14 protein-coding genes are annotated in these 14,788 nt (G+C 44.0%); all 14 read left to right on the top strand.

Annotated elements, in window-relative coordinates:
- A partial coding sequence (gene infB, locus I2483_RS10330; RefSeq protein ID WP_255550394.1) for a translation initiation factor IF-2 occupies positions 1-2,165 on the top strand: 2,165 nt, incomplete at its 5' end.
- The gene (locus I2483_RS10325) at positions 2,162-2,440 is read left to right on the top strand and encodes a DUF503 domain-containing protein (RefSeq protein WP_067211147.1); all 279 of its coding nucleotides are present in this window, start codon (positions 2,162-2,164) and stop codon (positions 2,438-2,440) included. The genes infB and I2483_RS10325, both read left to right, overlap by 4 nt.
- A 22-nt stretch (positions 2,441-2,462) precedes the next feature.
- Positions 2,463-2,819, top strand: coding sequence for a 30S ribosome-binding factor RbfA (rbfA, locus tag I2483_RS10320; protein ID WP_207175678.1), 357 nt, complete (start codon positions 2,463-2,465; stop codon positions 2,817-2,819).
- Positions 2,820-2,910: 91 nt separating this feature from the next.
- Complete coding sequence (gene truB, locus I2483_RS10315) at positions 2,911-3,822, top strand: tRNA pseudouridine(55) synthase TruB (protein ID WP_207175676.1); 912 nt, start codon at positions 2,911-2,913, stop codon at positions 3,820-3,822.
- 12 nt (positions 3,823-3,834) lie between these two features.
- Positions 3,835-4,782: a bifunctional riboflavin kinase/FAD synthetase gene (locus tag I2483_RS10310; protein WP_207175675.1), complete on the top strand. Its 948-nt coding sequence runs from the start codon at positions 3,835-3,837 to the stop codon at positions 4,780-4,782.
- Between the two features lie 128 nt (positions 4,783-4,910).
- On the top strand, positions 4,911-5,180 hold the full coding sequence (rpsO, locus tag I2483_RS10305) for a 30S ribosomal protein S15 (protein WP_067211137.1): 270 nt from the start codon (positions 4,911-4,913) through the stop codon (positions 5,178-5,180).
- Between the two features lie 328 nt (positions 5,181-5,508).
- Positions 5,509-7,626 carry a polyribonucleotide nucleotidyltransferase gene (gene pnp, locus I2483_RS10300; RefSeq protein WP_207175674.1) on the top strand — a complete coding sequence of 706 codons (2,118 nt, stop codon included), beginning with the start codon at positions 5,509-5,511 and terminating at the stop codon, positions 7,624-7,626.
- A 117-nt stretch (positions 7,627-7,743) separates the two neighbouring features.
- The gene (locus I2483_RS10295) at positions 7,744-8,991 is read left to right on the top strand and encodes a M16 family metallopeptidase (RefSeq protein WP_207175673.1); all 1,248 of its coding nucleotides are present in this window, start codon (positions 7,744-7,746) and stop codon (positions 8,989-8,991) included.
- Positions 8,992-9,208: 217 nt separating this feature from the next.
- A complete protein-coding gene (locus I2483_RS10290) occupies positions 9,209-9,484 on the top strand; it encodes a YlmC/YmxH family sporulation protein (RefSeq protein WP_207175672.1) in 276 nt (91 codons plus the stop codon).
- A complete protein-coding gene (locus I2483_RS10285; RefSeq protein WP_207175671.1) occupies positions 9,474-10,247 on the top strand; it encodes a hypothetical protein in 774 nt (257 codons plus the stop codon). The genes I2483_RS10290 and I2483_RS10285 overlap by 11 nt, the downstream gene beginning before the upstream one ends.
- Before the next feature lie 12 nt (positions 10,248-10,259).
- A complete protein-coding gene (locus I2483_RS10280) occupies positions 10,260-10,850 on the top strand; it encodes a dipicolinate synthase subunit B (protein WP_186671198.1) in 591 nt (196 codons plus the stop codon).
- A gap of 177 nt (positions 10,851-11,027) precedes the next feature.
- Positions 11,028-12,053: an aspartate-semialdehyde dehydrogenase gene (locus I2483_RS10275; protein ID WP_207175670.1), complete on the top strand. Its 1,026-nt coding sequence runs from the start codon at positions 11,028-11,030 to the stop codon at positions 12,051-12,053.
- Positions 12,054-12,079: 26 nt separating this feature from the next.
- Entirely contained in the window at positions 12,080-12,970 is an 891-nt protein-coding gene (dapA, locus tag I2483_RS10270; RefSeq protein WP_207175664.1) for a 4-hydroxy-tetrahydrodipicolinate synthase, read from the top strand.
- Positions 12,971-13,078: 108 nt separating this feature from the next.
- Positions 13,079-14,746 (top strand): RNase J family beta-CASP ribonuclease, encoded by a 1,668-nt coding sequence (locus I2483_RS10265; RefSeq protein WP_207175663.1) that lies wholly within the window; start codon positions 13,079-13,081, stop codon positions 14,744-14,746.
- Positions 14,747-14,788 lie beyond the last annotated feature (42 nt).

Genomic DNA, 14,788 nt, shown 5'->3' with positions numbered 1-14,788 from the left:
GCCCAGCACAAGGTTCAACAGGCGGTACTCGCCCATCACAAGGTTCAACAGGCGGCAATCGCCCAGCACAAGGCTCAACAGGCGGCAATCGCCCAGCACAAGGCTCAACAGGCGGCAATCGTCCAGCTCAAGGCTCAACAGGCGGCAATCGTCCAGCGCAAGGTTCAACAGGCGGCAACCGTCCAGCACAAGGCTCAACAGGCGGCAATCGCCCAGCGCAAGGTTCAACGGGCGGCAATCGCCCAGCACAAGGTGCACCAAGCGGACAAGGCGGTCGCCCAAGTGGCGGAGGTCCAGGAGGTCGTCCAGGTGGCGGTCGCGGTGGACGTCCACCAGCACGCGGTATAAACCAAGGTCGCAGAAGGTATCGTCCAGCGAACCCGATTCCAAAAGTGGAAAAACCGTTACCGGAAAAAATCACTTTTTACGAATCACTATCAGTTGCTGAACTAGCGAACAAACTAGGTCGTGAACCGTCTGGCATCATCAAAAAGCTCTTCATGCTTGGTATCATGGCTACAATCAACCAAGAATTGGACAAAGATGCGATTGAACTCATCTGCGCAGATTATGAAGTTGAAGTAGAAGAAGAAATTCGTATCGACGTAACTGATCTTGAAACGTACTTTGAGGAGCATGAGGAAACAGCTATTGCTTCAATTGAACGTCCTCCAGTCGTTACAATCATGGGGCATGTTGACCACGGTAAAACGACACTTCTAGACTCGATTCGTAATACGAAAGTTACACAGGGCGAAGCGGGCGGTATCACTCAGCATATTGGTGCTTACCAAATCGAAGAAAAAGGCAAGAAAATAACATTCCTTGATACACCAGGTCACGCTGCGTTTACAACGATGCGGGCACGCGGTGCGAAAGTGACTGATATTACGATTCTTGTTGTTGCAGCGGATGATGGTGTTATGCCACAAACTATCGAAGCCATCAACCATGCAAAAGCGGCTGATGTTCCGATTATCGTTGCAGTGAATAAGATGGATAAGCCTTCTGCAAATCCAGACCGTGTTATGCAAGAATTAACAGACCAAGGACTTGTTGCTGAAGCATGGGGCGGAGATGCAATTTTCGTACCAATCTCGGCATTGAAAGGCGAAGGAATTGACCAGTTGATTGAAATGGTTCTTCTTGTTGCTGAAGTCGCTGAACTAAAAGCTGATCCGAACATCCGCGCACGCGGAAGTGTCATTGAAGCTTCTCTTGATAAAGGTCGCGGTGCTGTTGCAACGCTTCTTGTTCAAGACGGAACGCTTCGTGTAGGAGATCCAATCGTAGTTGGTAACACATATGGTCGCGTACGTGCGATGGTAAGTGACATTGGACGCCGCGTGAAAGAAGCTGGCCCATCTACACCGATTGAAATTACAGGGTTAAGCGATGTACCTCAAGCTGGAGATCGTTTTGTTGTCTTTGAAGATGAGAAAACAGCACGCCAAATCGGGGAAACTAGAGCCGGTGAAGCGCTGCAAGATCAACGCGTTGAGAAAACACGTGTAACACTTGATAACTTGTTTGATCATATGAAACAAGGCGAAATCAAAGAATTGAACTTAATCGTCAAAGCAGACGTACAGGGTACGGTTGAAGCAATGGCATCTTCACTCATGAAAATTGAAGTTGAAGGCGTCAACGTTAAAATCATCCACACAGGTGCTGGTGCGATTAATGAATCTGATATTTCACTTGCTGCTGCATCAAATGCCATCGTTATTGGATTCAACGTTCGTCCAGACGTCAACGCGAAACGCGCGGCGGAAGAAGAAGGCGTTGAAATCAGACAACACCGTGTCATCTATAAAGTGATTGAAGAAATCGAATTGGCAATGAAGGGTATGCTTGATCCTGAATACGAAGAAAAAGTTATCGGACAAGTTGAAGTACGCGAAACAATTAAAGTGTCTAAAATCGGAACGATTGCGGGAAGCTATGTAACAAGCGGTAAAATTACGCGTGATTCAAGCGTTCGTATCGTTCGCGACAACATCGTCATCTTCGAAGGCGAAATAGATACATTGAAACGCTTTAAAGACGATGCAAAAGAAGTAGCTAAAGGCTATGAATGTGGAATTACAATCAAAAACTTTGATGATATCCATGTAGGCGACGTTATCGAAGCCTTCATCATGGAAGAAATTAAACGAGTATGATTGTCTACGCGGAATGTTCATTCTTCATTCCGGAGGCGGCTTCATTGAAAGAGAAGCGGTCTGTTTTAAAACGGATGACGGACAGAGTCAAAAATGATTATAATGTCTCCATCTCAGAACTAGATCATCAGGATCTATGGCAACGAACGACAATCGCTCTTGTTGCTGTTGCCTCATCAAAAGATGCAGCTGAGCGTGAAGTTAGGCGGGCGATCCGACTTTTGGAGTCAAATCCAGAGTGGGAATTGTCCAACCTGACGCTCGACTATTATTAAAACGGGATTGGGGTGACCATCCATGACAATGCGCGCTAATCGTGTTGCAGAGCAGATGAAAAAAGAGCTTGGTGAAATCATCGGTCAAAAAATTAAAGATCCACGTATCGGTTTTGTTACAGTAACCGATGTCGAGGTGACTGGTGATCTTCAGCATTCCACAATTTACATTTCTGTTCTTGGAAAAGAATCGGAAAAGAAAGATACGCTGAGAGGGCTGAATCAGGCGAAAGGATATATTCGTACTGAAATCGGCAAGCGGATCAGGCTTCGAATAACACCCGAAATTAAGTTCGAATTCGATAGTTCCGTTGCATACGGAACTCGGATTGAATCACTTCTTAAACAGGTGAAAAATGAAGAAGAAGTCAAAGAATAAATGATTGAAGAAAGGAGGAAGTCGGTGTCCACAAGGACTTTCCGGCTTCTTCTTTTTACATATAGCGACAATTTTGAAGGCGGTGGCGTGTATGAATGGAATACTTCCCCTGTGGAAGGAAAAAGGAATGACTTCGCATGATTGTGTATTCAAATTGCGGAAGATTCTAGGTACGAAAAAAGTGGGTCATACCGGTACACTTGATCCAAGTGTAGAGGGTGTATTGCCGATTTGCATCGGACAGGCAACGAAGGTCGCTGAATATGTAACAGATTCCGGCAAGGAATATATAGCAGTTGTGTCTATTGGGACTGCGACTGAAACGGAAGATGCAGATGGAGCAGTTGTAGCTTCGGATTTATCACCAAAACATATTACGCGAACGGAAATTGAAGCAGTACTCGCCAAATTGACAGGCGAAATTATCCAAATTCCACCGATGTATTCTGCTGTAAAAGTGAATGGTAGAAAGTTATATGAATACGCCCGAAAAGGGATTGAAGTTGAAAGACCTGAACGAAAAGTGTTCATTCATGAAATCGAATTGTTGGACCCTGTACAATGGTATGAAGGTGAAAAAGTTTCGTTCCGCATTCGAGTTGCTTGCGGCAAAGGAACGTATATCCGCACGCTTGCTGTCCAGATAGGGGAGCTACTGGGTTTCCCTGCGCATATGGCGGCATTAGTCCGTACATCGTCAGGAACTTACGTGCAGGCAGACTGCCGGACGCTAGATGAGGTGAGAGCGCTTCAGGAAGAAGGCCGAATCGCAACGATACTTCGTCCGCTTGAAGATGCACTTAATGATTTTGCGGCCCTTGAAATAACTGAAGAGCTCCTTGAAAAAGTAGAGAATGGACAAGTGCTGCCTGAGCATCCACTGCTTGAAAGTGAAGAGGCAATCGTATTTATGAATGAAGGCAAGGCACTTGCAGTATACAGGAAGCATCCTACCAAGCTTGGTCTCATGAAGCCTGAAAAGATGTTCCCGTTGAACAGGTAAGGGGAGATTACAATGGACATCTACAAATTGCATTATCCAGGAAAAGTTACGATTGATAATGATGCGCATTATTCCCTTGCAATCGGTTTCTTTGACGGCTTGCATAAAGGTCATCAGTCGGTGATTAACGGAGCGAAAAGAAAGGCCGAAGAACTTGGTATCCGTTCGGCTGTTATGACATTCGATCCGCATCCCTCACATCTATTTGGTGATGGTGAAAATAAGGTAGGCTATATTACGCAGTATCCAGAAAAAGTTAGGCTGCTTCGTTCGATGGGCATCGATGCTTTGTTTATCGTGACGTTCGACTGGGCGCTTGCTTCGCTGTCGCCTAAGCAATTTGTCGATGTATTCTTGAAAGAACTACATGTTTTGCATGTCACTGCAGGGTTTGACTTTACATTCGGTTCAAAGGGTGCGGGCACGATGGAACAGATGGCTGCTTTGTCGGGCGGAACATTCGGTACAACTGTTATCAAAAAAGTGACGAATAATGAGCAAAAGATTTCATCAACACGGATTCGTAAGCTTTTGTCTAAAGGCAATGTTGAAGAGACGGAATTGCTTCTTGGCAGACCTTTTCGGACGGTTGGCGTGGTTGTTGACGGTGAGAAAAGAGGAAGGCTACTCGGATTCCCGACTGCCAACGTTATGCCGGAGAGTAGCGCAGTATTGCCGGCAAATGGTGTCTATGCAGTGCGTTTCACTGTGGATGAAAAAACATATGATGGTGTCTGCAATGTCGGCGTGAAACCGACGTTCCATGATCCAAGTGAAAGGCAGGCCGTCGTTGAGGTACATGTCCTCGATTTTTCCGGAGATCTCTATGGCAAAGAAGCATCTGTAGACTGGATTGGACATATCCGCGATGAGCAAAAATTCGGTTCCATTGATCTACTTATCGAACAAATTGCTAAAGACAAAAATAACGCACAAGAGATTCTAGAAGCACGTGGATGATTGTTGCATTTCGAAAATAGGCATGGTACTATAAATACGTGCCAATGTGCACAAACCATTCCTTGGCATCGCGAATCACCAACGCTTGCTCGGGAACCGGGGATATCTTACTATTGGAGGTGAAGAAGATGGCTATCACACAAGAACGTAAAAATGAATTGATCAGTGAATACAAAATTCATGATACTGATACTGGATCAGCAGATGTACAAATCGCTGTCCTTACAGAAGAGATCAATAACCTGACAGAACATTTCCGTCTTCATAAGAAAGACAACCACTCACGTCGTGGTCTTTACAAAATGATCGGAACTCGTAAAAGACTTTTGAGATACTTACGAGACAATGAAGTTCAGCGTTACCGTGATCTTATTGCTAAACTCGGCCTTCGCCGTTAATAGGATGACTACAGAAAGTGGGCCTTGTGCCCGCTTTTTTTTTGTGCGTTTATTTAGGTTGTTTGGAGTGGTCTTTCTATTCATTGTGTGGTGCCAGCAGCTACCACAATGCATTTCAACGTGATCTATTCTTCTGAAAAAATCAAAACCTCAATAATTACCCCCGTTCTATACTAGAAACTACAATAAAGTGGTATACTATACAAATGTGCCATGATGACGGTTAAATGATGATAAAAACTTGTGTTCACTGAGCGCTATCACTTACACTACTACTAATACATACACGTATACAGTTCAGGCTGGGATATGGAGAGGGGTTCAATTTATGACAGAGAAAAAAGTTTATACACTTGATTGGGCAGGACGACCGTTGACAATTGAAACGGGGCAACTTGCTAAACAGGCGAACGGAGCAGTACTTGTCCGTTACGGCGATACAACTGTACTTTCGACAGCAACCGCTTCAAAAAATTCACGGGGGTTAGATTTCTTCCCACTTACGGTGAACTATGAAGAGCGTATGTATGCAGTTGGAAAAATTCCAGGTGGCTTCCTTAAACGTGAAGGACGTCCATCTGATAAGGCTGTGTTAACGAGCCGTCTGATTGACCGTCCGATTCGTCCTTTATTTGCAGACGGATTCCGTAATGATGTACAAGTTATCTCACTTGTTATGTCAGTCGACCAGGACTGCTCATCTGAAATGGCTGCAATGCTTGGTTCTTCTTTAGCATTGTCTGTTTCTGATATTCCGTTTGAAGGACCGATTGCAGGTATTCAAATTGGTCTTATTGACGGCAAATTCATCGTCAATCCAACACCAGCACAACTAGAGAAGAGTGATCTTGACCTTGTTGTTGCAGGAACAAAAGATGCGATCAATATGGTTGAAGCCGGCGCTAAGGAAGTTGCTGAAGACATCGTTCTAGAAGCAATCATGTTCGGACATGGTGAAATCATTAAATTGATTGAATTCCAAGAGAAAATTATTGCCGAAGTCGGCAAAGCCAAAACGGAAGTGAAATTGTTCCAATTGGATGAAGTGATTTTAACGGACATTAAAAATAGCTGTGAAACAGACCTTATCAATGCTATCCAAACACAGGAAAAGCATGCGCGTGAGGATGCTATCAATGCAGTAAAAGAAGAAGTAATTGAACGCTACAAAGAAAATGAAGCGGACGACGCGACGATGAAACAAGTTAAAGGCGTGCTGGATCAACTTGTTAAAGAAGAAGTCCGTCGCTTGATTACAGATGAAAAAATCCGTCCAGACGGTCGTGGTCTTGACGAAATTCGTCCACTTGCTTCTGAAGTTGGCATTTTGCCACGTACACACGGATCAGGTCTCTTTACACGTGGGCAAACACAAGCACTTAGCGTTTGTACACTTGGGGCACTTGGTGAAGTACAAATCATCGATGGCCTTGGCCTAGAAGAATCAAAACGTTTCATGCATCATTATAATTTCCCGAACTTCAGTGTCGGTGAAACTGGTCCGATTCGTGGACCGGGTCGTCGCGAAATCGGTCACGGAGCACTTGGTGAACGTGCACTTTTAGCTGTCCTTCCGAATGAAACGGATTTCCCGTATACACTGCGTTTGGTAGCGGAAGTACTTGAATCGAACGGTTCTTCTTCACAGGCTTCTATCTGTGCCTCAACAATGGCAATGATGGATGCAGGTGTTCCACTGAAAGCGCCGGTTGCAGGAATTGCAATGGGGCTTGTCAAAAAAGGGGATAACTACTCAGTCCTTTCTGATATTCAAGGGATGGAAGACCATCTCGGCGATATGGACTTCAAAGTGGCAGGTACTGAAAAAGGAATTACTGCCCTTCAAATGGACATTAAAATCGATGGTCTTTCTCGTCAAATCTTGGAAGAAGCATTGGCACAAGCAAAAGTCGGTCGCTTGAAAATCTTGGATCATATGATTACAGCAATCGGTGCCCCACGTACTGAGCTTTCGGAATTCGCTCCGAAGATTATCATGATCAAAATCAACCCAGACAAGATTCGTGACGTAATTGGGCCTGGCGGAAAAGTGATTAATAAAATCATCGAAGAGACAAGCGTTAAAATCGATACGGAACAAGATGGTACGATTTATATCTCTTCTCCAAATAATGAAATGAATGCCAAAGCGAAAGCGATGATTGAAAATATCGTTCGCGAAGCAAAAGTTGGCGAATACTATATGGCGAAAGTGAAACGCATTGAGAAATTCGGTGCATTCCTTGAACTATTCCCAGGTAAAGACGGACTGCTCCACGTTTCTGAAATTTCAGAAGAGCGGACGAAAGTGGTTGAAGATGTCTTGAAAATGGGCGATGAAATGTTCGTAAAAGTAACTGAAGTTGATAACCAAGGACGCGTTAACCTGTCTAGAAAAGCTGTCATTCTTGAAGAAAAAGAAGCAGCTGAAAAAGCGAATAGCTGAATCGACATACAGGACTAGAATGGAAAGCCCCCTCTTCAAGTGAAGATGAGGGCTTTTTCTTCTTTAATCAAATATAATAAATAAAATAGAATAGAGTTTAAAAGGGGGATTCAATGAATGATAGAAACACATGTATGCCGAAATGGCGTCAGAATCGTCCATGAAAAAATGCCGCATGTACGCTCGGTAGCACTTGGGATATGGGTCGGTGCAGGTTCAGGAGACGAGATGGAATCAGAAGCGGGTATCGCCCATTTTATTGAACATATGCTTTTTAAAGGAACACCGTCGCGAAGTGCGCGCACGATAGCAGAGGAATTTGACCGGATTGGGGGAGATGTTAACGCCTTCACATCAAAAGAAATGACTTGTTATTACACGACAGTACTTGGACATCAGGCGCCTCGTGCGCTATCAATCTTAGCAGATATGTTTTTCAACTCGAAATTTGATGAAGCGGAAATTGCGAAAGAAAAATCGATTGTCCTTGATGAAATTGCGGCAGTCGAAGATGCACCGGATGACGATGTAGATGAACGTTTGTGGAGCGTTATGTATCCCGAACAACCGATTGGTAAACCGGTGCTGGGTGATGAATCGACAATCAATACGTTCGACCGCAAAATGATCGATGACTTCATGGGGCGAAAGTACACACCAGAACGGATTGTTATTTCCGTGGCGGGCAACTATGATGACCGATTAATACAGCTGATTGAAGTTCAATTCGGTTCATTCAAACAGGAAGAAAAGATTGAACAGGCGTCACTAGTAGCGTTACCTGAATTTCACGGTGGCAGTACGCTGAAAGAAAAAGATATTGAACAAGCCCATATCTGCCTTGGCTTTACTGGGCTTACTGTGGACGATAAACGAATCCCTGAGTTGATTGTGTTGGATAGTATTATAGGCGGCTCGATGTCTTCGCGTCTATTTCAGGAAGTACGTGAAGAGCGCGGCTTGGCCTACTCAATTCATTCCTATTACTCGGCGTATAAGACGACGGGCGCATTCATGATATACGGCGGAACATCTCCTGAGAATTTGAGGGAATTATCCGATACGATTGATGAAGTGATTCAGTCAATATTGGAAGACGGCGTTACAGAAAACGAATTGCATAATGCGAAAGAGCAGTTAAAAGGTGGGTTCCTGCTAGGTCTTGAAAGTTCAGAAGCAAGGATGCACCGCAACGGTAAAAATGAACTCATTTTAGAGGAGCATAAATCAGTTGATGAAGTCGTAGCTCTTATCGACAATGTCGAATTAAGTCAGGTTTATAGAATGGCAAACGACATCTTTAGTGGGCAACGGGCAACATCGATCATTGCGCCAAAGGATGTTCTAAAAGAATTTATGAGTTGATTGCTCCCGCATTAACGGGCAGTAAGCCCCCACCCCAAGTCTTCGAGGACACAAGTAGAATAAGTGGGGGGCAACTGCCCGTAAAAGCCCGAATGGTTAAACTAATAAACAGTGGGGGATAAAGCCCCCCACTGTTTAAGATTAACTTTATAGCGTTAGTCAGTTTTTCCGTGTTCATCTCATATGATGGATGGAGACATAGGAAAGGGGAATGACGATGCTACTTTCAGAACTTGCTCAGAAAGAGCTTATTCAAGTTGAGGACGGGGTCCGCTATGGTTTTTTGGCGGATACCGACCTTATTTTTAACGGAAGAACAGGGGATATTATCGGATTTGAAATAAAGAAGAAATTCGGTCGTTTTTCATTCAAGAACCGTCAAGAAGCTTCGGATGAATTCATACCTTGGCATGAAATTGTCTTGATTGGGGAGCATCGTATTCTATTCGGAAAAACGCATAGTATGAATGAGTTGGTTGACGATGAGAGATAATAAGTGGCTCTTCATAGGGACGGATAGCAGATTGGGAGCTTGCAGTGAGATCATGTTTGAAAGAGGATTTGACACTCATCACATTGGAACCGATCATTATTCGGATGAGCTTGGTAAACGAATTGCGGACTATTCGCCACGGCAAATTGTTTTCCCGATTGTGCAAATGAAAGATTTAATCCCTCCCTCAATATTAGATGAGGGAATGGAGCTCTACACGGGAATTGCGTCGGAAGAGTGGCTGAAGCCCTTGAAAGATGCAGGATTGTCACTCCGTTCCTATACTCAAGAAGAGCAATTCATCTGGCAAAATGCGAAGCTGACTGCCGAGGGATTCATTCATGAATACTATGCACGCACTAAACGGTGTATTTCAGGGGTTCATTTCTCCGTAGCAGGTTTTGGCAGGGTTGGCAAGGCGACAGCGCACGCATTGGCGTCTTTAGGGGCCATTGTGACAGTCGTTGCCAGGTCCGATGATCAGCTCGGTGAAGCTTGTTATCACGGATATAAGACTGAACGTCTAACGGAAGATTGGGCAATGGAAAAGGGAACGCTGATCAACACGATTCCCGTAAAATGGCTTGCTGCACCTCAGAACCCTAGTGTGCACATTTATGACCTTGCATCAGCCCCGGGCTGCCTAAAGGCGCAGCTTTCATCTGAATACTATACAGTACTCCTCGGATTACCGGGAAAGCACTTTCCTGTAGATGCAGCAGTCGCTTTGGCGGATGCGCTCGAGAGAATGTATAGAAGATGAAAGGGGAACACGATGCTAAAGGGAAAGAGGATAGGCCTTGGAATTACGGCGTCACATTGTACGTATGAGGCAATCATACCGACTATTGATGCACTAAAAGACGCGGGAGCAACCGTTGTACCCGTTATCACTCACTCTGTTTTGACAGCCGCAACGCGTTTCGGAACTGGGGAAGAATGGATTGCACGAATAGAAGCTGCGACTGGTGAAAAAGTAATAGCTACAATTGTTGGAGCTGAGCCATTCGGTCCGAAAACGCCTGTCGATTGTATGATTATTGCACCGATGACTGGGAATTCCATGAGTAGATTTGCTAATGCGGCAACAGATTCACCTGTCTTAATGGCTGCCAAAGCCACGCTACGAAATGAAAGCCCAGTCCTCATCGGTATTTCAACAAATGATGCACTTGGTCTAAATGCAATGAATCTTATGAAACTACTCAATATGAAGAACGTCTTTTTTATCCCGTTCGGACAGGACGATCCGTTGAAAAAACCAAACTCACTTATCTCCGATTTCACACTCATGGTACCTGCGGCAGCTGCTGCCCTCGAAAAAAGACAACTTCAACCGTTATTAATTATTCACGACAAAATATAAAAATACAGGGCAGAATAATCGGATATATGATATAATTCCTCCAATGAACTGCTAACGATGTAAGGGACAGAAGTAATTGTGCTAATCATACCGTTTTTTGCAACAATTTGGAAAACAGTATAAAACATGCATGTCCTGATTATTTATACATCCGTATAAGCTGAAAGGGAGATAAAGATGAAAAAGGTTAATGTTGCAATAGTCGGTGCTACGGGAGCTGTCGGTACAAAAATTCTTGAAAAATTACTTGAACGTGATTTTCCAGTCCAATCAATTAAGCTGCTAGCCTCTAAGCGATCTGCCGGTACAGAAATTACGGCAGGTGGCCATAACTATATTGTTGAAGAAACGGTTCCAGAATCATTCGAAGGCATTGACATCGCATTTTTCAGTGCGGGTGGATCTATTTCAGAAAAGTTTGCACATGAAGCAGTCAATAGAGGAGCGGTCGTTATTGATAATACGAGCGCATTCCGGATGATGGAAAACATTCCGTTAGTTGTTCCTGAAGTGAACGCTGGAGCTTTAAGCGGACATACAGGAATCATCGCCAACCCAAACTGTTCGACGATTCAAATGGTGACTGCGCTGCAACCGATTCGAGAGAAGTTCGGCTTGGATCGAATCATTGTGTCAACGTATCAAGCCGTTTCAGGTGCCGGTTCTGAAGCGATTGATGAATTAGAAAGTCAAAGTTTACAGTTTGAAAACCGTTCGAAAACGGAAGCGACAATATTACCGTCAGCTTCAGCAGAACGGCATTATCCAATCGCGTTCAATGCAATCCCTCAAATTGATGCCTTCGATCCTTCAGGCTATACACTTGAGGAACTTAAAATGATGAATGAAACAAAAAAAATATTTGGTGATCAGAAATTGTCTGTGTCGGCGACATGTGTACGTCTTCCTGTCGTTACGGGGCATTCTGAGTCGGTTTATATTGAAATAGGTACAGAAGGAGTTACTGTAGAAGTACTTCAAAACTTATTAGAAAATGCACCAGGTGTCGTCGTCCAAGACAATCCATCTAAACAATTGTATCCGATGCCATTATTTGCAGAAGGTAAAGACGAAGTGTTTGTAGGCCGTATTCGAAAAGACCCAGAACACCCAGCGGGATTCCATCTGTGGATTGTATCGGACAATCTCCTAAAAGGAGCAGCACTCAATTCGGTGCAAATCGCAGAAACGCTGCTTAATTAACAAACAAAAGTAAAGGGCTGATAATTATGGAACTTGGACGCGTATCGACGGCAATGGTCACACCATTTTCAGCAACGGGAGACATTGATTACGACAAAACCGCAAAACTGATTGAACACCTGATCGCGAATGGCAGCGATTCGTTGGTTGTCTGTGGTACGACAGGTGAATCTCCTACACTTTCCGTCGAAGAGAAGGAAGCACTTTTTACGTTCACAATAAAAGCAGTAAATAAACGCATTCCAGTCATAGCGGGGACGGGGACATTTTCTACAAAAGAAACCATCAAGCTGACACGGATGGCGGAACGAGTAGGGGCTGATGGTATTATGCTCGTCGCACCTTATTACAATAAACCTGACCAAAAAGGAATGTACGCTCACTTCTCGCTAGTTGCAGGAGAAACTAGCCTGCCGGTGATGTTGTATAATATTCCGGGGCGATCAGCCGTCAACATGCTTCCTGAAACGCTCATCGCTTTATCGAAGATAACAAATATCCGAGCGGTAAAAGAAGCGAGTGGCAGCCTGGATCAGATGGTTGATATTATTTCAGGGACGGATGACGGGTTTTCTGTCTATAGCGGGGACGACTCATTGGCGTTACCGACCTTGGCAATAGGGGGAAAAGGTATCGTGTCGGTTACCTCGCACGTTGCGGGTAATGAAATGCAACAGATGATTGCTGCCTTCAAAGATGGGCGGACAGAACAAGCTGGTGCGATGCATAGGGCGTTGCTACCTTTATTCCGGGCGATTTTTACCGCACCCAATCCAGTAATGGTTAAATACGCGCTAAAAAAACTGGGCGTCGAAACTGGGGGAGTCAGACTGCCGCTGGTCGGGCTTGAAGGCAAGGATGAACCCTTTGATAAAGTCTGGGAAAACTATAGAAAAAACCTTCATATTTTTAATTAATCGGGGCCGGTATCAATTACCGGCTTTTTTTGTTTGTGCAGATAGCTTCAGTCCCGTATAATGAAATATAGTCGTTATGGACGGGAATTATTAATAGGAGGAAACAAAGTGACAAAAACTAAAAATGAACTAATTAGAATTATTCCACTCGGTGGAGTTGGAGAAATCGGGAAAGCAATGTATGTGGTCGAAGTTGATGAAGAACTGTTCATCGTTGACGCGGGGCTTATGTTCCCTGAGGGAGAAATGCTAGGAATTGACATCGTCATTCCAGATATAAGTTATATCGAAGAAAATAAAGACCGCGTAAAAGGAATCTTCCTGACACATGGTCATGAAGATGCAATCGGCTCGATTTCCTATCTTCTGCAAAAAGTACAAGCACCTGTCTATGGTTCTAAGTTAACAATCGCACTGGCAAAAGAACATTTGAAAGAAATGCCGGCACCCCAGAACGTTAAGTTTTTTGAAGTGACGAACAAAAGTCGCATGAATTTCAAAGGGACGTACGTAACATTCTTCCATACGACACACAGCATACCAGATTCACTGGGAATCGTATTCCACACGAGTGAAGGGGCAATTGTGCATACAGGAGAATTTAAATTCGATCAGTCTGCTAAAGGTAAGTATCGCCCTGACATTGCGAAAATGGCGGCACTTGGTGAAGAAGGAGTCTTCATCCTTATGTCGGATTCTTCCGAAGCAGAACGTCCGGGTTACACGACATCTGAGTCGGTTATCGAAAAAAGTCTATCTAAAACGTTCCACGGAGCAGAAGGTAGAATTCTAGTCGCACTTTATGCGTCGAATTTTATCCGTATTCAGCAAGTATTCGATACGGCATTGGAAACAGGTAAAAAAGTGGCAGTCGTTGGGAAAAGTCTAGAAAGTTACTTCGAAGTCGGCTTGAAGCTCGGTTATTTAACTGTTGACGATGACATTGTCATTCCGGTAAAAGAAATCGAGAAGTATGACGATGACAAAGTTGTCATTATCGTGACAGGTAACCAAGGCGAGCCGCTTGATGCGCTTGAGAAAATTGTCCGTAAACAGCATAGAGACCTACGTATCAAAGAAACAGATACAGTTCTTATTACGTTCACACCATCGCCAGGGATGGAAGTTTCGATGTTCCAGACGATGAATGATCTTGCAAAAGCTGGCGCAAATGTTCTTACTTCAAGTAAGAATGTCCACGTATCGGGGCATGGTAGTTCTGAAGATTTGAAACTAATGCTCAACTTAATGCAACCTAGTTATTTCATCCCAATCCAAGGCGAGTATCGGATGCTTATTGCGCATTCCAAGCTTGCACAGGAGACAGGACTTCAAAAATCACAAATATTCATTGCAGACAAAGGCGACATTGTCGAATATAAAAATAGTAAGATGCGCATGAGTGGTCGTGTTCAAGCAGGTAATATTCTGATTGACGGCATTGGCGTAGGGGACGTTGGGAATATTGTACTACGTGATCGTAAACTACTGTCACAGGATGGGATCTTTACAGTCGTTGTCACTCTAAACCGTAAACAGAAACGCATCGCAGCAGGACCGGAAATCGTCTCTCGTGGATTCGTTTATGTACGCGAATCCGAAGAGCTTCTTGAAGAGTCTGCAAACCTAGTCAGAAAAATTGTTGAGAAGTATGTGAATAAAGAGACGTTCGAATGGACAAACATTAAACAAGAGATACGCGATACACTAAGTTCGTATCTGTATCAGCAAACGAAAAGAAGACCAATGATTATTCCAATAATTATGGAATACTAATACTACAACTATATTACGTTGAATAATGACTACCTATTTAAA

This window comes from Sporosarcina sp. E16_3 (assembly GCF_017347125.1).
Taxonomy (GTDB): domain Bacteria; phylum Bacillota; class Bacilli; order Bacillales_A; family Planococcaceae; genus Sporosarcina.
The sequence above is the reverse complement of the archived record's forward strand: the minus strand, read 5'-3'. Positions and strand labels throughout refer to the sequence as shown.